This window comes from Streptomyces sp. NPDC012888 (assembly GCF_042900645.1).
Lineage (GTDB): Bacteria > Actinomycetota > Actinomycetes > Streptomycetales > Streptomycetaceae > Streptomyces.
In genome coordinates, this window is the sequence record NZ_JBIBBM010000018.1 from 168953 (window position 1) to 187019 (window position 18067).

General features: G+C 74.8%; 18 protein-coding genes. 13 read left to right on the plus strand and 5 right to left on the minus strand.

What is annotated here, in order from left to right; all coding sequences use genetic code 11:
- Positions 1-96 precede the first annotated feature (96 nt).
- From ACFY61_RS27665 to ACFY61_RS27675, 3 genes are all read left to right on the plus strand, one after another.
- On the plus strand, positions 97-1320 hold the full coding sequence (locus tag ACFY61_RS27665; protein WP_389476250.1) for an aromatic acid exporter family protein: 1224 nt from the start codon (positions 97-99) through the stop codon (positions 1318-1320).
- A gap of 159 nt (positions 1321-1479) precedes the next feature.
- Positions 1480-2985, plus strand: a complete 1506-nt coding sequence (locus ACFY61_RS27670; protein ID WP_389476252.1) for a cytochrome ubiquinol oxidase subunit I — start codon at positions 1480-1482, stop codon at positions 2983-2985.
- Complete coding sequence (locus tag ACFY61_RS27675) at positions 2985-4046, plus strand: cytochrome d ubiquinol oxidase subunit II (protein ID WP_389476254.1); 1062 nt, start codon at positions 2985-2987, stop codon at positions 4044-4046. Before ACFY61_RS27670 ends, ACFY61_RS27675 begins: the two co-directional genes overlap by 1 nt.
- Positions 4047-4204: 158 nt before the next feature.
- On the opposite strand, the gene ACFY61_RS27680 is transcribed toward ACFY61_RS27675, so the two are convergent.
- Positions 4205-5287 (minus strand): FUSC family protein, encoded by a 1083-nt coding sequence (locus tag ACFY61_RS27680; RefSeq protein ID WP_389476256.1) that lies wholly within the window; start codon positions 5285-5287, stop codon positions 4205-4207.
- Between the two features lie 248 nt (positions 5288-5535).
- Between ACFY61_RS27680 and ACFY61_RS27685 the strand changes: the two genes are divergently transcribed.
- Positions 5536-6537 (plus strand): hypothetical protein, encoded by a 1002-nt coding sequence (locus ACFY61_RS27685; protein ID WP_389476258.1) that lies wholly within the window; start codon positions 5536-5538, stop codon positions 6535-6537.
- 23 nt (positions 6538-6560) lie between these two features.
- Here the strand turns inward: ACFY61_RS27685 and ACFY61_RS27690 are convergent, their stop codons facing one another.
- Complete coding sequence (locus ACFY61_RS27690) at positions 6561-6890, minus strand: putative quinol monooxygenase (protein ID WP_389476260.1); 330 nt, start codon at positions 6888-6890, stop codon at positions 6561-6563.
- 205 nt (positions 6891-7095) lie between these two features.
- Here ACFY61_RS27690 and ACFY61_RS27695 point away from each other — a divergent pair, with 205 nt between their 5' ends.
- The 6 genes from ACFY61_RS27695 (at position 7096) to ACFY61_RS27720 (ending at position 12477) form a co-directional block, all read left to right on the plus strand.
- Positions 7096-7413, plus strand: coding sequence for an ArsR/SmtB family transcription factor (locus tag ACFY61_RS27695; RefSeq protein ID WP_389476262.1), 318 nt, complete (start codon positions 7096-7098; stop codon positions 7411-7413).
- 82 nt (positions 7414-7495) lie between these two features.
- Positions 7496-8209: a peptidase inhibitor family I36 protein gene (locus tag ACFY61_RS27700; RefSeq protein WP_389476264.1), complete on the plus strand. Its 714-nt coding sequence runs from the start codon at positions 7496-7498 to the stop codon at positions 8207-8209.
- Positions 8206-9774: a phosphodiester glycosidase family protein gene (locus ACFY61_RS27705; protein WP_389476266.1), complete on the plus strand. Its 1569-nt coding sequence runs from the start codon at positions 8206-8208 to the stop codon at positions 9772-9774. Before ACFY61_RS27700 ends, ACFY61_RS27705 begins: the two co-directional genes overlap by 4 nt.
- Positions 9775-9996: 222 nt before the next feature.
- On the plus strand, positions 9997-10395 hold the full coding sequence (locus ACFY61_RS27710) for a nuclear transport factor 2 family protein (RefSeq protein ID WP_389476268.1): 399 nt from the start codon (positions 9997-9999) through the stop codon (positions 10393-10395).
- A gap of 343 nt (positions 10396-10738) precedes the next feature.
- A complete protein-coding gene (locus tag ACFY61_RS27715; protein WP_389476270.1) occupies positions 10739-11854 on the plus strand; it encodes a sensor histidine kinase in 1116 nt (371 codons plus the stop codon).
- On the plus strand, positions 11851-12477 hold the full coding sequence (locus ACFY61_RS27720) for a response regulator transcription factor (protein WP_389476272.1): 627 nt from the start codon (positions 11851-11853) through the stop codon (positions 12475-12477). The genes ACFY61_RS27715 and ACFY61_RS27720 overlap by 4 nt, the downstream gene beginning before the upstream one ends.
- A gap of 97 nt (positions 12478-12574) precedes the next feature.
- Here the strand turns inward: ACFY61_RS27720 and ACFY61_RS27725 are convergent, their stop codons facing one another.
- Positions 12575-13096 (minus strand): GNAT family N-acetyltransferase, encoded by a 522-nt coding sequence (locus tag ACFY61_RS27725; protein WP_389476274.1) that lies wholly within the window; start codon positions 13094-13096, stop codon positions 12575-12577.
- 114 nt (positions 13097-13210) lie between these two features.
- Between ACFY61_RS27725 and ACFY61_RS27730 the strand changes: the two genes are divergently transcribed.
- Positions 13211-14197 carry an aldo/keto reductase gene (locus tag ACFY61_RS27730; RefSeq protein WP_389476276.1) on the plus strand — a complete coding sequence of 329 codons (987 nt, stop codon included), beginning with the start codon at positions 13211-13213 and terminating at the stop codon, positions 14195-14197.
- Here the strand turns inward: ACFY61_RS27730 and ACFY61_RS27735 are convergent.
- On the minus strand, positions 14187-16337 hold the full coding sequence (locus ACFY61_RS27735; protein WP_389476278.1) for an MMPL family transporter: 2151 nt from the start codon (positions 16335-16337) through the stop codon (positions 14187-14189). The two genes, ACFY61_RS27730 and ACFY61_RS27735, sit on opposite strands and share 11 nt — an antisense overlap.
- A gap of 108 nt (positions 16338-16445) precedes the next feature.
- Between ACFY61_RS27735 and ACFY61_RS27740 the strand changes: the two genes are divergently transcribed.
- Positions 16446-16943 carry a MarR family winged helix-turn-helix transcriptional regulator gene (locus tag ACFY61_RS27740; protein ID WP_389476280.1) on the plus strand — a complete coding sequence of 166 codons (498 nt, stop codon included), beginning with the start codon at positions 16446-16448 and terminating at the stop codon, positions 16941-16943.
- Positions 16944-16953: 10 nt separating this feature from the next.
- On the opposite strand, the gene ACFY61_RS27745 is transcribed toward ACFY61_RS27740, so the two are convergent.
- Positions 16954-17673, minus strand: coding sequence for a hypothetical protein (locus ACFY61_RS27745; protein ID WP_389476282.1), 720 nt, complete (start codon positions 17671-17673; stop codon positions 16954-16956).
- A gap of 88 nt (positions 17674-17761) precedes the next feature.
- Between ACFY61_RS27745 and ACFY61_RS27750 the strand changes: the two genes are divergently transcribed.
- Positions 17762-18034 (plus strand): DUF3253 domain-containing protein, encoded by a 273-nt coding sequence (locus ACFY61_RS27750; protein ID WP_389476284.1) that lies wholly within the window; start codon positions 17762-17764, stop codon positions 18032-18034.
- Positions 18035-18067: the final 33 nt, after the last annotated feature.

Sequence of the window (18067 nt, forward strand, 5' to 3'; positions counted from 1 at the left end):
GGCCCGCGCCAGCCGTTTCGGGGCCGACGGCGGCGCCCGCCGACCCCGGACCCGCCTGGACGTGTCACCACCGCCGGCCCGGGCAGACGCCCCCTCATGCCGGAAATGATCAACAGCCTCGCCCGCTTCGCCCGCCGCCACCGCGAACCCGTCGTCGTCCAGGCCCTCCGTTCCACCCTGGCCGCCGTCCTCGCCTATGTCGTCGCCCTGCGCCTCAGCAGCGAGCCGGCCCCGCTCACCGCACCTCTGACCGCCCTGCTGGTCGTCCAGGTCACCCTGTACTCGACGCTGACCACCGGCATCCGGCGGATGAACTCGGTGGTCGCCGGCGTGCTCATCGCCATCGGCTTCAGCGCCCTGGTGGGGCTGAGCTGGTGGAGCCTGGGGCTGCTGATCCTCGCCTCCCTCGTGGTCGGGCACCTGGTACGGGTCGACGAGTTCGTACCGGAGGTGGCGATCAGCGCCATGCTCGTGCTGGGCGTCACCCGGGTCGCCGACACCGCCTGGGACCGGATCCTGGAGACGCTGATCGGGGCCGCCGTGGGCCTGCTCGTCAACCTGCTCGTCGCCCCACCGGTCTGGGTCGGCCCGGCCGGTGAGGCGATCACCGACCTGGCGGCCCGGATGAGCCGCCTGCTCACCCACATGGCGCGGGCTCCGCTCGGCGCCACCGACGTGGGCCAGGCGGCGGCCCGGCTGCACGAGGCCCGCCGGCTCGACAACGACATCGCGCACGTCGACACCGCCCTGCGGCAGGCCGAGGACAGCCTCCGGCTGAACCCCCGGGTCAGGGAGGGGCTGCTGTTCCGTCTGGTCCTGCGCACCGGGCTGGACACCCTTGAGATCTGCGCGGTCGTGCTGCGGGTCGCCTGCCGCACGCTGACCGACCTCGCCCGTGCACGGCCGGCCGGCGCGCAGGAGGCCGAGGAGATACCCGCCGGGATGCAGCACGCCCTGCGCGGCGTGCTGGACCACACCGCCCTCGCCGTCGAGAGCTTCGCCGACCTCATCTCGGCGCAGGTCAGCACCAACGCCGAGGAGGCCGAGGCGCGGCTGTCCCGCGAGCTCGCCGTCGCCCGCGCGAGCCGGGACCGGTTCGCCGTCATGCTCCTGGCCCGCGTGCGCGAACGTCCGGCGCAGTGGCAGCTGTACGGCGCCCTGCTCGCCGAGATCGACCGCGTCCTGGACGAACTCGGGGTGGAGAAGCGCACCGAGCGGCTCATGGAAGAGCTCGACCGGCACGCCCGGGCCCGCGGCGACCGCCGCCCCGGCCTGCGCGGCCTCCGCGACCGGCTCCGCCCGGCCGCCGACCACGGCTGACGCCGGGGCCGGAGGGTCCTCCGACCGGGCGTTGACACTCGGCCGCGTGGCCCAAGACCGCCTCGCCCGCCACCCCGCATCCGCCCGGAGGGTGCTTGCGTGGCGTTCCGGCACTGCCCGACCGGGTCCCGGCGGGCAGTCCAGGGAGGCGAGGAGCGCATGCACACCGTGGTCCACCTGTGGGCGGCCGACGCCCCGGCCCAGCTGCTCCCGGCCCGGCAGCTCATGGCCTTCACCCTCGCCTCGCACATCATCCTGGTGCCGATGGGAGTGGCCCTGCCGCTCATCACCCTCGTCATGCACCACCGCGGCCTGCGCCGGAACGATCCGACCGCCCTTCTGCTGGCCAGGCGCTGGTCCGCCGTGATGGCCGTCCAGTTCGCCATCGGCGTCGTCACCGGCACCGTCCTCTCCTTCGAGTTCGGACTCCTCTGGCCGGGCCTGATCGGCACGTGGGGCGACGTCTTCGGGATCGGCTTCGGCGTGGAGGCGTGGGCGTTCTTCCTGGAGGCGGTGCTCATCGCCGTCTACCTGTACGGCTGGCGCAGGCTGCCGCCGCGCACCCACTTCCTGCTCGGGTTCCCCCTGCCCGCCACGGCCCTGCTCGGGGCCTTCGGGATCCTGTCCGCCAACGCCTGGATGAACACACCGCGGGGCTTCACGCTCGACTCCCAGGGCCGGCCCGTCGACGTGGACGTGTGGAAGGCGATCTTCACACCGATGTTCGGGCCCCAGTACTGGCACTTCGTGGTGGCGATGCTCATGACGGCCGGTTACGTCGTGGCGGGCGTCTACGCGGTCGGGTGGCTCCGCGGCCGCCGGGACCACTACCACCGGCTCGGCTTCACGGTGCCCTTCACCGTCGCCGCCGCGGCCACTCCCGTACAGCTCGTACTGGGCGACTCCATCACCCGTGCGGTGTTCCGGGAGCAGCCCGTGAAGTTCGCGGCCATGGAGATCGTCTGGAAGACCGACAGCCACGTCCCGGAGTACCTCTTCGGCCGCCTCCACCCCGACGGGTCGGTCTCCGGCGGCATCAAGTTCCCCCAGCTCGACTCCATCCTCGCCGGGTTCAGCCCGGACACCGTGGTCCGCGGCCTCAGCTCGGTACCGGCGGGCGACCGGCCGAACGCCACCCAGGCCACCATCGCCCACACCGCCTTCGACGTCATGGTCTGCATCGGATCGCTGCTCGCGCTGCTCGCCGCCTGGTACGGCCTGGCCTGGCTCAGGCACCGCCGACCGCCGGTCTCCCGCTGGTTCTACCGCGGCGCGGCCGGTGCCGGCGCGGGGTCCGTCGTCGCCGTCGAATGCGGCTGGGTGACCACCGAGGTGGGACGCCAGCCCTGGATCGTCTACCAGAACATGCGCGTGGCGGAGGCCGTGACCTCGACCCGCCCGGCCGCCCTCTGGACGATGTTCGGCCTGGTCATCGCGGTCTACGTGTGCATCTTCGCGGCGTTCCTCGTGGTCCTGCTGAAGATGCGCGACCGCTGGCGCCTCGCCGACGCCCCGGCGGCTCCGGGCGCCGGGGACACCGCGGGGGCCGGCGAGACCCCACAGGCCCCGGAGGCACCCGAGTCCGTCACCCCGTACGGCCCGCGCCCCCCGCTGCGGGACGACGACACCGACCCGGCGGGCCGGGGCCGGGGCGGTGGTGCCTGATGGCCGAACTCGTCGCCTTCGTGCTGCTGCTCGCCGTGGCCGCCTACGCCTGCGCCGGCGGGGTCGACTACGGGGCCGGCTTCTGGGACCTCACGGCCGGCGGGCCCGGCCGGGGCAGGCGCCCCCGGTGGCTCATCGACCACGCCATGGCCCCCGTGTGGGAGGTCAACAACGTGTGGCTGGTCTTCGTCCTCGTCCTCATGTGGACCGGGTTCCCCCTCATGTTCCAGACCGTGTTCACCGCGATGTGGCTGCCCCTGGCGCTGGCCGCCCTCGGCATGGTCCTGCGCGGCGCCGGGTTCGCCCTGCGCAAACCCGTGCGCCGCCTCTCCCGCCGCCGCCTGTACGGCGCCGCGTTCGCCGTCGCCTCCCTGCTGACACCGTTCTGCCTCGGCGTGACGGTCGGAGCCGTCGCCTCGGGACGGGCCGTACCGGGGACCGAGGCCGCGGCCCGCGCCTGGGCCAGCGCCGCCTCCCTCGCGTTCGGGCTCCTCACCGTCGCCGCGACCGCGCTGCTCGGCGCCGTGTTCCTGACCGTCGACGCCGCCCGCTTCGCCGCGCCCGACCTCGTCCGCTACTTCCGCCTCCGGGCCCTGCTCGCCCTCGTCGCGGTCGCGGTGACGGCGGTGGGCGTGCTCGCCGTCACCCGAGGCGACGCCCCGTACGTCTGGCAGGGGCTCACCCACGGCGCGGGGCTCGCCCTGGCCGTCGCCTCCGCGGTCTCCTTCACCGCCACGGGGCTGCTCGTGCTGCGGGGCGGGGACCGGTGGGCGCGCTGGGCCCGGTTCGGTGCGGTCGCGACCGTCGCCACCGCCGTCTTCGCCTGGGGCGCGGCCCAGCGCCCCTACCTGATCCCCACCTCACTCCCGCTGGCACGGGCCGCGGGCGACTCCCAGACCCTGGCCTGGCTGCTGGTGGTCAGTCTCGTCGCCCTGCTGCTGGTCGGGCCGGCCGTCGCCCTGCTGTACTGGCTGGACACCCGCGGCGAGCTCGAGCCCCTCGCCGACTCCGACCTGCGCCGGACCGGCCCGGACCCCGGCGGCACGCCCGGCGCCGGCTAGCTCGACGAAGCCGTGCTGTGCGGCGCAGCGCAGGCCGTCCGGGTCGGACCGGGTTGGGGGCCAGTACCCACGGTCGCGATGCCCCGGGCGCCGAGCGCGCGGGCCTGGCCCAGGGCGCGCTCGTGGAGCCGGGTGCCGAGGCCGCGGCGGTCCGCGTCCTAGGCGTGGCCGGGGTCCCGGGGGCCGGCGGGCGGGAGGTGGGTGGCGAGGGCCTCGTGGGTCAGGTGGAGGCCGGCACGCAGCACCGCGTCGTGGCGGCTCGGGTAGGCCGCGCGGTGGGCGAGGTCGAGGGCGCGGGCCCGGTCGAGGTGGCCGGTGAACCGCCGGCCGAGCAGTGCGGCGTCCAGGGCCTCGGCCGTGGCCCGGACCAGCGGTACGAGGTCGCGCAGCGCGGGGTCGGACGCGGCCCCCGCACCGGGTGCCCGGCGCGTGCCCACCGGGGCGCCGTCGCCCGTCCGTTCGTACAGCTCCTGGCCGAAGTACTGGAGGCCCGGCACCGTCCGGGCCGCGAGCAGCACGCGCCCGCCGAGCCCCTCCGGCGGCCGGCCGGCCCGGCGGACCGGCAGGCGGCGTCCGGCTGCCGCCCGGTCCAGCGCTTCATGGCAGGCCTGCGGGCGCAGCCACAGCGCCGACCGCTCCGGCGGCGCGTCCGGCTCCACGGCCGGTCCGCCGCGCTCCAGCCGGCCGGCGATCCCGCCGAGGAACTCGCGCACGCCGGTGCGGTAGCCGTCCAGCGACGCGGTGGCCGACCGGTACGGGTCGGGGGGCCACAGCAGTGGCCCGAGCAGGACCACCACGGCGACGCCGACGAGCGTCTCCTCCAGGCGGGCCAGCGGATACCCGGGAACGGCGGTCGCGTAGACCATCAGCGCCGTGATCAGCACCTGCTGGTTGGGCGCGTCCGGGCGCCCCAGGGCGTACGTCCCGGCGCAGCCGCAGAGCAGCACGAGCGGGAAGGACCAGGCCGGGTCCGGCACCCAGTGCAGCACGAACCCGCTGGCGGCCAGGCCCACGACCACCCCGAGCAGACGCTCCGCACCGCGCCGGGTCCAGACGTGGGGGTCCTCGCGCAGGATCAGCACGGCCGGGAGGGCCGCGGGCACCGGCATCGTGCTGGTGCCCCACCACAGGCACAGGTACCACGACACGGCGGCGCACACGGCCAGCCGGGCGGCGGAGCGCAGCCGCCTGCCGGCGGACGAGACGTACGAGCCGACGACCACACCGGGTGTGACGGACATGCCGGACATCGTAGGTCGGGCGGCGTGCGGGCCGGCGCGTACGGCGCGGCGGGCCTGCCCGGGGGGCCGCGCCGTCCGGAGTGGTGCCCCGCCGCCCCGGCGGGCAGCCGTACGGACCGTGGGTCACGGCGGCAATGGAGTGGTCCGCGGGCGGGTGCGCGGCGTGGTGCTCGCCCGGGCCGGGGCCCTCGCCTACGGTCGGCGGGGGCACGGCAGCGGGCCGGCCGTTCGGATCGGGTGGGTGGGACGTGGAACGCAGGACAGCCGGGCGGCGCACGCCGCAGACTCCGACCGCCGGGGGCCGTACGGCGCCCGGACCCGCCCGCCGGCTGGCCGCCGCGGCCGGGCTGCTGGCGCTGTGCCTGCTCCCCCTGCTCCCCGTGGGGGCCGCGGGCGCCACTTCCCCCGCCGACGGACGCTCGCCCGCCGGGGCGCCGCTGTACGTCTCCGACTACAGCAACAACCGCGTGGTGGTCCTGCCCGTGGACGGCGGCGACCAGACGACCGTGCCCGCGGAGGGCCTGGTCCGGCCGACCGGCCTGGCCTGGGACGCCGCGGGCCGCCTGTACGTGTCGGACACCGGCAACAACCGGGTGGTCGTCCTGGCTCCGGACGGCTCCGGGCAGACGACCGTCCCCACCACCGACCTGTCGCGCCCCCTCGGCCTGGCCGTCGACCCCGCCGGGGACCTGTACGTCGCCGACAGCTTCAACGACCGCGTCGTGAAGGTGGCCGCCGGCGGCGGTCAGACGACCGTACCCACCAGCGGTCTGCTGCACCCGTGGGGGCTGGCCCTCGACGCCGCCGGGAACCTGTACGTCTCGGACTTCGTCAACGACCGCGTCGTCAGGGTGGCGGCGGACGGCAGCGGCCAGACCACCGTCCCGACGAGCGGCCTCTCCCAGCCGACCGGGCTGGCCGTCGACGCCGCCGGGGACCTCTACGTCTCCGACAGCGGCAACAACCGCGTGGTCAGGGTCCCCGCCGACGGCGGCGGCCAGACCACCGTGCCCACCACCGGCCTCAACAGTCCCCTGGGCCTCGCGCTCGACGGCTCCGGCGGCCTGTACGTCGCGGACGGGTTCAACGACCGCGTGGTCCGCGTCCGGCTGGCGGGTGGCGGCCAGACGACGGTCCCCTCCGACGGGCTCAACACCCCGACCGGCCTGGCCTTCCCGCCCCCCGGCGTCCGCCCCGAGGACCCCGAGCGGCCCCGCCCGGGCCCCGCCACGGATCACGGCCCGCACTGATCACGGCACGGCCGCGGCCGGCCTCAGCACCCGGCCCCGGCGGAGTGGGCGTACGGGCTGCGCATGGTCAGGTAGGTGACCTCCAGGTCGGTCTCGAGGTACTCCATGCGGCGTTCCCAGAACGCCCGCAGGTGCGGCAGCGCCAGGTGGGCGTCCAGGTCGGCCTGCGAGCGCCAGGCCTCGTAGAAGACGAAGACGCCGGGACTGTCGCGGTCCTCGTGGAAGTGGTACTCCAGGCAGCCCGGCTCGCGCCGGGTGGGCTCGACGAAGGAGAGCAGGAGCTCCTTCAGCTCGGCGGCGCGGTCGGGCCGCGGCCGGGCGGTGCCGACCAGGGTGACCAGTGGCTGGGTCATGAGAGTCCCCCGTAAAGGTATGGTGATCTTCGTACCTCGACCACGCTAACGATCTCTGAGGTACGATGCAACCCGTACCTACCCGGCGCAGGTCCCGGCGCAGGACCGGCGCAGGTCGGGCCGGACCCGCACCGGGCCCGCACCGGACCCGCGCCCGGACCCGGGCGACCCGGTCGGATCGGATCGTGCAGGAAGGCGGCGCCCCGTGCCCGACGCGGAAGGTCACCCCGACCGGGGTGAGATGGAACTCGGCAAGGTCCTCGCCGCCCTGGCCGATCCGCTCCGGCGGAGCGTCGTCCGGGAGCTCGCGGCCGCCCCCGACGGCACCGCCCGCACCTGCAGTTCGTTCGCCCTGCCCGTCTCGAAGGCGACCGTCACCCACCACTTCCGCGTCCTGCGCGAAGCCGGACTGGTCCGCCAGGTCGACCGGGGCAACAGCCGGATGGCCACCCTGCGCCGCAGCGACATCGAGCAGCGCTTCCCCGGCCTGCTCGCCCTCCTGGCCGCGGAGCCGACGGCCTGAGGCCGTGACCGCCGAGCGCCCCCCGGCCGCTATTCGAATGCCAGTTCCCTCGGGGGCGCGGTCCCCCTGCGACAATGCGCGCGTGAAGATCACCAAGAAGAGGGGTTCCCTCGTCCTGGGAGCCCTGGCGCTCCTCAGCTCCGTGCTGTTCGTCCTGCCGACGACCGCGGCGGCGTACGAGAACTGCGACGAGAACGCCCTCTGCCTCTACGACCAGGACGCCGGCAAGGGCACCCTCGAGAAGCCCGCCGCCCGCTCCCTGCTCTCCATCCCCCTGTCCGTCAACAAGGGCAACTCGACGGCCCGCTCCGTCCACAACAACACCACCTCCTGGCTGTGCCTGTACGCGGACGCCTACTACGGCGGCACCCTCGAAACGGTCGGGCCGCACACGGAGGCCAATCTGCCCGACCTCCCCGGTGAACTGCAGGGTCGGGTCGGCTCGTACAAGCTGGTGCCGTCCAAGGGGCACTGCTTCACCGGGTTCGAACGCTGCGAGCCGGGCAAGCTCTGCGTCTTCGCCGAGGAGCGGGCCCGCGGCGGCATGTACGCGACCGCGTCCTCGCACAACGGATATGCCTCCGTCTGGCACGACCGGGTCCGCTCCGTCGTCAACAACACCTCCCTGTACGCCTGCTTCCATCCCGCGGCCGGCCACACCGGCGGCTGGCGCGACGCCAACGGCACCTCCTACGGGGCCTACAAGGTGATGCCGGGCGACAGCACCACCCTCCCCGCGCCGTTCGCCAAGTCCTTCCGCTCCCACAAGCTCACCGACAAGGCGGACTGCTCGTGACCACCGACGCCCCCGCGCGGCCCTCAGCCGCCCGCCGCCCCCGTACGCGCCGCCGCGGCCCCGCCGCCGCAGCGGCACTCGCCCTGAGCGCGACCCTGCTGCTCGCCTCCCCCGGAGCGACCAACGCGGCGCCCCCCGAGGAGTCGCTGCTCGACAAGTGGGTGGAGAGCGGACGGTACGCACTGGCCGCCGGCGTGACCTACGTGCGCTACACCGAGCGGGAAACGACCCCCGGACGCCTCGCCAAGCGCGAGCTCAACGTGGTCATCGCCGACCCCGCCCTGGGCGCCACCCGCCTGGAGAGCACGGTGGGCGGTGCCGCCGCCACGGCCGAGACCGTCGCGAGCCAGCTGGCCGCGGTGAAGCCGGAGCGGCCCCTCGCCGGGATCAACGCGAGCTTCTTCAAGCCCGAGCCCCCGCACGGCGGCAGCATCCAGTTCGGCGGCACTGCCGTCCGAGACGGCCAGGTCAACGGCACCGGGTGCCTCAACGGCAACCAGGCCGCCGTCCTCCAGCACGGACTCCCGTACATATCGACGCTCCGGGCGACGGTGACGCTCCAGGTGCTCGACGCCTCCGGGGCCGTCGTCACCGAGCGACTGCTCGACGACGTCAACCGCGACCCCGGCCGCGGCGTCGGCTGCGCCCGGGGGAGCGGCGACGTCAAGAAGGAGATCGCGTACGACCCCACCGACCCCGACGACACGACCACCGTCTTCGTCGACGGGGACGAGCTCGTCGCGTTCAACGACTCGTACGACCTCGCCACCCCCGCGAAGAACCGCGACACCCACGCCGAGGTCACCACCGACGACGAGGCCGGGTACGAGGTGGCGGTCGACGGGGCGGGTACGTTCACGCTCCCCACGGACGGCGGCGGCCAGTGGGTCGAGGGCCGCGGCGGCAAGCACGTCGCCACCGGCGGATTCGTCCTGCAGGCGGTCGGCGCCGACGCCAAGCAGTGGCTGCGGACCCAGCTGACCGCCGGACGCACCCTCCAGCTCAGGAACCAGGTCGAGGACCTGGAGTTCCCCGAGCACCACATCGCGCTCGACGAGTCCGTCGACATCGTCTCCGGCCTGGCGCACCGGCTGCTGGACGACGGCGCCCCCACGGAGAGCAAGACGTGCGCCCGCGCCTACGACAAGAACGGCGCCAAGGTGACCCGCGACGGCGGCCCCGACATCGCGCTCGGCGACCACTGCAAGGACGCGCGCACCGCCCTCGGCACCGACGCCAGGGGCCGTACGGTCATGGCGACCATCTCCGGCCGGCGGGACGTACCCGCCGCCCCGACCGGCTACTCCGACCTGTCAGGCGTCGACGGCGCGTTCCTGCCCGAGTTCGCCGGCATCCTCAAGCTTCCGGAGCTCGGCGTGATCGACGCCATCAACCTCGACGGCGGCGGCTCGACCACCCTGTACACCGAGTCCAAGCGGCAGACGGGCATGACCGACATCGCCAAGCAGCCGGACGGCACCTACCGGCGCGTGGAACGCCCCGTGGCCGACGCCGTCTACCTCACCCGAGGCGGCTACGCCGTCCCCGGCGGCTCCCTGCCGTAGGACGGGAGGCGGGGCGGGCGCGCGCCGGATCCCACCGCCGCCCGCCCGTCGCGCAGGCGACGGCCAGGGGGGTGGGCGAGCTGCCGGCCCATCCGGCCGCACCGTCTGCCGGGCGCCTTGGCCACGGCCTGGCTGCGCGGCCTCCCGGGCCTGCTCGCGGCCGCCCTGCGCCAGGAACCCGACGTCCCCCCGAGGCACCGCCGGCAGGCGCATGATGACGGTATGACCGAAAGCGACGACTTCCTGACATGGGTCCGCACCGAGCTGTACGAGGCGGAGGCCGCCCTGCACGACGGCGATCCGGCCCCTCGACGGAGGCTGTGGTCGGGGCAGGAGCCGGTCAGCGTGTTCGGAGCCTGGCGCGACGCCACCGGCCGGCAGGACGTCGACCGGCTCTTCGGCGGCCTCGCCGAACGGTTCGCGGACTGCACCTCCTACGCCTTCGAGCTGCTGGCCCACGACGTCATCGGGGACATGGCCTACACGGTGGGCCTGGAACACACCGCCACCTCCGTCGACGGAGAGCCGCGGAGCTACACCCTCCGGGTCACCCAGGTGTACCGCCGCGAGGGCGGCGCGTGGCGTGTGGCGCACCGCCACGCCGACACGGTCGACGGGTGACACCGCACGCCGCGGGCGCCGCGGACCCACGGCCCGGACGGGTGGTGGTGAGCGTCACCGCCCGGACCGGCCGCGCGGCAGTCAGTGGAAGGGGTTGACGACGTTCCGCCGTGGGTCTGCACCCGCTGTGACGGCGGCCCGGCGGCGGTGCACCCGGACGGCGTGACGAACGCGACCGGATCACCGTGGTTCCTCTGGCCGGGGACCGTCTTGACGCGGGGAAACGTAGCGAGATGCACTGAATGCCTGGCACCCGCCTGTTCAGGCGGGTGGCGGTGGGGGGATCTCTGTGCACGGGGGTGGGGGAGTGGGGCTTCGGCGTGTGCGCGCTGTCGCTGTCCGGGTGGCCTGTGCCTTTCGCGCCGCGCACCTGCTGTTCGCGGGCAGCGTGGTGGTCGCGGGGCCGTTCGACGCGCGCGCGGCCGGTCTGTACGCCGTCCTGTGCGCCGTCAGCGCGGTCGTGTACGGGCCGGCCCTCGTGCGCGGCCGGCTGCGTCCCGCGCCGATGTGGGCCGACGTCCTGCTGACGGGCTGTCTGCTGCCCGGGGCGGGCGTCGCCGTGCTGGGGGAGGGCCCGGCGGTGACACCCCACGGCTGGCTGATGGTGCCGGCGCTGTCGGCCGCCGCGGCCGCCGTCGTCGTACTCGGCCGGCGCGGCACCGCCGTCGCGGTCGTACTGCTGCTCGCCACCTCCGGGGCCCTGTACCGGGCCGTACCCGGCTCCGACCCGGAGGAACTCCTCGCCCACGGGGCCGCGCTCCTCCAGTGCGTGGCCATGGCCGCCGCGGCATGGTGGTACCTGCACCGGCAGGGGGTCTCGCTGGACGCCGCCCAGGAGCGGGCCGTCGTCGCCGAGGCGGCCCGGGCCCGGCAGGCCGAACGGGCCGCCCACCACGCGGCGCTGCACGACACGGTGCTCGCCACCCTCTCCACGATCGCCGCCGGCCGGGTCGACGCCAACGCGCAGGCGGTGCGCGACCGTTGCGCGCGCGAAGCGGCCTACCTGCGGCGGCTGGTCCAGCTCGACGAGGGCACGCACCGCCGGTCGGCCACCGCACCCGCCGGCGTGACCGGCGCGGGTACGGCCCTGGAGGAGGTCGTCCGCTCCGCCGAAGGACTCGGGCTGACCGTCAGGACGCAGTACCACGCCGTACCGGACGTGCCCGCCGACGTCGCCGAGGCCCTCGCCGCGGCGGTGCGCGAGGCACTGAACAACGTGCGCAGACACGCCGGCACCTCCGCGGCCTACTGCACGGTCATGGGACGGGCCGGGGGAGTGGCGGTCACCGTGGCCGACCGCGGTGTCGGCTTCGACCCCTCCGACGCCGCCGCCCTCCTCACGGCCGGTACGGGGCTGCGGCGCTCCGTGCACGGCCGGATGGCCGCGGTCGGCGGCACCGCGGAGGTCGACAGCCGCCGCGGCGAGGGGACCGTCGTCGAACTGCGGTGGCCGGCGTGATCGACGTCGCGGTGGTGGACGACGACCGCATGCTCCTCGACGGGCTGCGCTCCTGGCTGTCCGGACAGCGGCGGCTGCGCCTGGTCGGAACCGCCGCCACGGTGGACGAACTGCTCGCCGGGCCGGCGCGGACCGCCCGGGTGGTGCTCCTCGACCTCGTCCTGCGCGACGGCTCCGTACCCGAGGCGAACGTACGGCGGGTCCGGGAGGCGGGAAGCCGCGTCCTGGTCATCAGCACGGTGGCCGACCGCGCCAGGGTCGTGGCGGCGGTGGCGGCAGGAGCGGACGGCTACCTCACCAAGGACCACGCGCTCGACACGCTCGTCGAGGCCGTCGAGACGGTCGCCGCCGGCGGCACGGCGCACTCCCCGGAACTCGCCTTCGCCTGGTTCAGCGACACCGGCCCGTGCCGCCCGCGACTGGCACCGCGCGAGCTGCAGGTACTGCGCGACTACGCCTCCGGCCTGACGCTGAAGGCGACCGCGCGGCGGGCGGGCATCAGCGTCAACACCGCGAAGTACTACCTGGACCAGGTCAAGGAGAAGTACCGGCAGGTGGGCCGCCCCGCCTACACGAAGGTCGACCTGGCCCGCCGAGCCCACGAGGACGGCTTCCACACCTGAGGCCCCCACCCGCGCTGCGGCACCGCCCCGGGCACGGCACCGCCGGGCAGCCCGGCGCCGTCCCGGGGGCGCCCGACCCGGGTCCGCCGCGCCGCGTTCAGCACCCCGCCCCTACGGGGCCGTCCCACGCCGTCTCGTAGTACCGGACCCGCTCGTCCGCGCCGGCCGGCCGCATGCCGGCCGCGGCCATCACGCGTTGCGACGCCACGTTGTCGTGGTCGGCGTCGCCCCGCACGCGCCTGAAGCCGCGCTCGCGCGCGTACGCCAGGAGCGCGCGCAAGGCCTCGGAGGCGTAGCCGGATCCACGGGCCGAAGGCGCCAGCCCGTAACCGATCGTGACGGTGCCGGCCTCGTCGGCGGGGCCGTGGAACTCCGCGCCGCCGATCGCGCACCCGTCGTCGAGGCGGCGGATCTCGAAGGCGCCGGGATGCCGGCCGGCTCCGTCCTCCGCGCAGGCGCGCAGGAAGCGCCGCGCCGCGGACACGTCCCCGTCCGTCGGGTACCCGGGTGCCCGACGCCCACCGCCACCCCCGGCCACCAGCTCCTCCGCCTCCGCCACCGTCAGCCGGTGGAGCAGGAGGCGCTCCGTCACGAGATCACCGGTCACACGCTCGCTCATGGACAGGGGTCTACCCGCGCCGCGCACCGCCCGCACCGGAATTGTTTGACATGGAGTGCACTCCAATACCTAGCGTCGTGGGCACAAGGCGGTTCGAATCCCGGAGGCAGCAACATGACCGATTTCCCCGTCCGTCACCTGGGTGGACTCGCGGTGTCAGCGCAGGGCCTGGGCTGTATGGGCATGAGCCACGCCTACGGCGACTCGGACGACGCCGAGTCGATCGCGACCCTGCACCGCGCGCTCGACCTCGGGGTGTCCTTCTGGGACACGGCCGACTTCTACGGCGCCGGCCACAACGAGGAACTGATCGGGCGGGCCCTCGCCGGCCGCCGCGAAGAGGTGGTCCTGGCCACCAAGTTCGGCTTCGCCAACCGCCTGGGCGAGCCCGCCCGCGTGCGTGGTGACGCCGCCTACGTCCGGGAGGCGTGCGAGGCCTCGCTGCGCCGGCTCGGCACCGACCACATCGACCTCTACTACCTGCACCGGGTCGATCCGAGCGTGCCGATCGAGGAGACCGTCGGTGCCATGGCCGAACTGGTCCGGGCCGGCAAGGTCCGCCACCTCGGCCTGTCCGAGGCGGGCGCGGACACCATCCGGCGCGCGCACGCCGTCCACCCGATCGCGGCACTGCAGAGCGAGTGGTCCCTGTGGACCCGCGACCTGGAGGCGGAGATCGCCCCCGTATGCCGCGAGCTCGGCATCGGCCTGGTCCCGTTCTCCCCGCTGGGGCGCGGCTTCCTGACGGGCCGTTACGGCTCCCTCGCCGCGCTGGCGGAGAACGACATGCGGCGCGGCCAGCCCCGCTTCGCCGACGGCAACCTCGAACGGAACCTGGCGGTCGTCGCGAAGCTCGACGAGCTGGCCGCCGCGAAGGGCGTCACCGCGGGACAGCTGGCACTGGCCTGGGTGCAGTACCGCGGTGACGACGTCGTGCCGATCCCCGGCACCCGGCGGCAGCGGTACCTGGAGGAGAACGTCGCGGCCCTGGCCGTCGAACTGTCGGCCGACGAGCTCGCCGCCGTGGAGGCGGCCGTCCCCGCCGACGGGATCGCGGGCGCCCGCTACGACGAGACCAGCCTGACCCTCGTCAACCACTGACCCCGGGACGTCCAGACCGTCCAGGCCGTCCCGGGAGCCCGGCCCGCCCCGTCCCGTCCCCGGCGGGGCGGGCGAGGCGGCTGGGCCACCAGGCCCGCGGGCCGATGTCGACCACGAGGGCGGGGACGAGCAGGGAGCGCACCACGAGGGTGTCCAGCAGCACGCCGAAGGCGACGATGAAGGCGATCTGGACCATGAAGGCGAGCGGGATCACCATCAGGGCCGCGAAGGTCGCCGCGAGGACCACCCCCGCGGAGGTGATGACGCCGCCGGTGGTGGTCAGCCCGCGCAGCACCCCGCGGCGGGTGCCGTGGGTGAGGGTCTCCTCCCGCACCCGGGACATCAGGAAGATGTTGTAGTCGACCCCGAGCGCGACCAGGAACACGAACCCGTAGAGCGGCACGGACGCGTCGGTCCCGCCGAAGCCGAGCAGGTCCTCGAAGACCAGCGCCGAGACGCCGAGGGTCGCGGCGAAGTTCAGCGCGACCGTCGCCACCAGCAGCACGGGCACGACGAGCGACCGCAGCAGCAGGACGAGGATCAGCAGGATGATGCCGAGGACGACCGGCACGATCACGGTCCGGTCCCGGGCGGCGGTCGCCTGCGTGTCGTACTGCTGCGCCGTGTACCCGCCGACCAGGGCCCCGGCACCCTCGACGGCGTGCAGCCGCTGCCGCAGCCGCTGGACGGTGTCCTTGGCGGCGTCGCCGTCCGCGGCCGCCGCCAGCACCGCGTCGATCCGCACCCGGCCGTCGACGACCAGCGGCGCGCCGGGCCCGGGCCGCCCCGAGGCGGTCACCGGGGCGGCCGAGGCGACGCCGTCGGTGTCCTCGGCCGCCGCCGTCACCTCGGCCGCCCTGTCCGCATCGGCGATGATCACCGTCGGGTTCCCGGAGCCGCCCGGGAAGTGCCGGCCCAGCGTGCGCTGGGCGCCGACCGAGGGCGCGTCGTTGACGAAGACCTCGTCCAGCGGAACCCCGCCGGCGGACAGGCCGGGCGAGAACGCGGCCAGCACCAGCAGGACCACCGTGGTGGACACCCACACCCGGCGCGGCGCGCGGTCGATCAGCCGGGCCACCCGGGGCCACACCCCCCGGCCGGTCCCCCCGGCGTCCGCGGGTTTCGGCGCGGCCGGCCAGTAGGCGGCCCGGCCGGCGAGCATCAGGACCGCGGGCAGGAACGTGAGGGTGGTCAGCACCGCGCAGACGATGCCGATCGCGCCCACCGGACCCAGGGCGCGGTTGTTCGTCAGGTCGCTGGCGAGCAGGGCGAGCAGGCCCAGCGCCACCGTCGCGGCGCTCGCGGTGATCGCGCCGGCCGAGCGCCGTACCGCCGCCAGCGCCGCGGCCGCCCGGTCCCCGCGTGCCGCGAGCTCCTCCCGGAAGCGGGCGGCCAGGAGCAGGGCGTAGTCGGTCGCCGCGCCGATGACCAGGATCGACAGGATCCCCTGGACCTGTCCGTCCACCCGCACGAGGTCCGCGTCGGCCAGCGCGTACACGACCGCGCAGGCCAGCCCCAGAGCGAAAACGGCGCTCACGATGATCACGAAGGGGAGCAGCACGCTCCGGTAGACCAGCAGCAGGATCAGCAGCACCGCACCGAGCGCCACCCCCAGCAGCAGACCGTCGATGCCCGAGAAGGCGTCCGCCAGGTCGGCCTGGCTGGCGGCAGGCCCGGCGATCCCGGCGCGTGCGTCCGGAACCCCCTCGGCCGCGGCCCGCACCTCGTCCAGCACGGCAGGCAGGTCCTCGCCGAGGTCGGGCGCGAGGGGGACGACCGCCTGCATCGCCTGGCCGTCCTCGGAGACCACCACCGGGGACGGCGTACCGGCCACCCCCGGGCGGCCGGCCAGCGCGCCCACCGCACGCGAGGCGGCCAGCTGCTGCGCGGCACCCACCCGCCCGTCGGACGCGGTCCACACCACGACGGCCGGCACGGTCGCGGACCGTTCGAACGCCCTGCGGGCCTCCAGCACCCGGGTGGACTCGGCGCTGCGCGGCAGGAAGGCGGCCTGGTCGTTGGTGGCGACCTCGCCCAGCCTGCCCGCGAACGGACCGAGCGTCCCTCCGATCGCCAGCCACACGAACACGAACACGAGCGCGATCGGTACGGCCGGGCGCAGCCCGCGCGGTCCCCTCACGACATCCCTCCCACCAAGCCCACGAAGCCCACGGAACCCACGAAGCCCGAACGGGCTATGTGTCAGTCATAAAGTATCTCAACCATCGAGAGATCTTATGCTGAGCTCATGCGCCGCGCCGATCTCACCCCCAGCACACCCCCGCCCGAGGATCCGACCGGACTCCAGTCCTTCGCCGTGCTGCTGCGCCGCATGAACGCGGAGTTCAACCGCATCGCCCAGGAGTTCGCGCAGGCCCAGGGCCTCCACCTCACCGACGTCCAGGCCCTGATCGCCATCCTCGACGCCGACCAGGACGACGCCGAGCCCGGTCCGATGACCCCTGGCAGGCTCCGCAAGCACATGAACCTCACCTCCGGCGCCATGACCGCCTGCCTGGACCGGCTGGAGCGGGCGGGCCACATCCGCCGGGTGCGCGCCGAGGACGACCGCCGCGTGGTCCACCTGCACTACGCGCAGGCAGGCCGGGCCGTGGCCCGCGAGTACTTCCGCCCCCTCGCCCGCGCCACCGACGCCGCCCGCGGCCGGTTCACCGCCGACGAACTGGGCACCGTGGTCCGCTTCCTCGCGGAGCTGAACCGCCAGCTGGGACTGGTACGCCGCTGACGCCGGGCGGTCAGGCCCGGGCGGCGGCCTCGTAGTGGTCGGCGTACGCCTGGAGGTGGGGAGCGAGCCGCCCCTCGGCACCGCTGGAGTTGAGCCGCATCCACAGCTCGTTCTCCACCACGAACCGGTACGCGAACTCCTCGAAGGAGTCGGCGCACCGTATCAGCGAGCCGGCCGCCGCGGCCCGGAACTCCGCGACCCGCTCCCCGTCGGCTTCGGCGTCGGCCCACGCCCAGGCGGACTCCAGCTCGATGTGCGAGCACACCACGAAAGCCTCGCCGGACGGCCGCAGGTACAGGTACCAGATGACGCAGTCCTGCTGGTCCCGCAGGAATCGGACGAGGCGGGCCCCCTCCTCGGCCGGGCTGCGCAGCGCACCGGACAGATCGCTCCAACAGGCCGTCACCGACACCTCGTCGAAAGCGCGGCAGAGCCGCTCGCTGCCGTAGAACTCCGCGAAGTCCGCGGGCAGGACGAGCCCGGCCGCCGTCAGTTCCCGTGCGAGCGCCGCCAGATGCGGGCCGTGCTCCGAGGGCGCGGCGGACGGCGCGGTTTCCTCACCGCCCAACCAGCCGAAGCGGCCGTCGAGTCCCACCGCGTCCAGCGACGGCAGGCCGTCCATCGGGTACACCTCGTACGTGGAGTCGCAGGGCCGGTACCGACCCAGGTCGGTGGCGCACCAGCCGGTCGGGAAGCGGACGGAGGCGGCGTCGGAGACGGCAGCGGACATGGGAACCCCTCGAGGCGGATCAGGACTGCGTTACCCCTCCATCCTGCCGACCGGCACTGACAACGCCCGCCGGTGCCACACTGGCAGGGTGACGGACAACGGACGGGGGACGGCCCGGCGCCTGGAACGAGCCATCCTGGAACTGCTGGAGCGCCGCGGCCCCGACGCGTCGATCTGCCCCTCCGACGCCGCGCGCGCGGCGTACGAGGGCGAGGGCGACGGCTGGCGCGCGCTCATGGAACCCGCCCGCCGCGCCGCCCGGCGCCTGGTGGCGGCCGGCGAGGTGGAGATCACCCAGGGCGGCCACCCCGTCGACCCGACGGGCGTACGCGGCCCGATCCGCATCCGCCGGGCCCGCTGACCTCCGGCGCCGCCGTCACCTGCCGCCCGTCAC

Coding starts and splice junctions, on each gene's coding strand:
- ACFY61_RS27665 (WP_389476250.1), top strand. CDS start 97: ATGCCGGAAATGATCAACAGCCTCGCCCGCTTCGCCCGCCGCCACCGC.
- ACFY61_RS27670 (WP_389476252.1), top strand. CDS start 1,480: ATGCACACCGTGGTCCACCTGTGGGCGGCCGACGCCCCGGCCCAGCTG.
- ACFY61_RS27675 (WP_389476254.1), top strand. CDS start 2,985: ATGGCCGAACTCGTCGCCTTCGTGCTGCTGCTCGCCGTGGCCGCCTAC.
- ACFY61_RS27680 (WP_389476256.1), bottom strand. CDS start 5,287: ATGTCCGTCACACCCGGTGTGGTCGTCGGCTCGTACGTCTCGTCCGCC.
- ACFY61_RS27690 (WP_389476260.1), bottom strand. CDS start 6,890: ATGACCCAGCCACTGGTCACCCTGGTCGGCACCGCCCGGCCGCGGCCC.
- ACFY61_RS27710 (WP_389476268.1), top strand. CDS start 9,997: ATGACCGAAAGCGACGACTTCCTGACATGGGTCCGCACCGAGCTGTAC.
- ACFY61_RS27725 (WP_389476274.1), bottom strand. CDS start 13,096: ATGAGCGAGCGTGTGACCGGTGATCTCGTGACGGAGCGCCTCCTGCTC.
- ACFY61_RS27730 (WP_389476276.1), top strand. CDS start 13,211: ATGACCGATTTCCCCGTCCGTCACCTGGGTGGACTCGCGGTGTCAGCG.
- ACFY61_RS27740 (WP_389476280.1), top strand. CDS start 16,446: ATGCGCCGCGCCGATCTCACCCCCAGCACACCCCCGCCCGAGGATCCG.
- ACFY61_RS27745 (WP_389476282.1), bottom strand. CDS start 17,673: ATGTCCGCTGCCGTCTCCGACGCCGCCTCCGTCCGCTTCCCGACCGGC.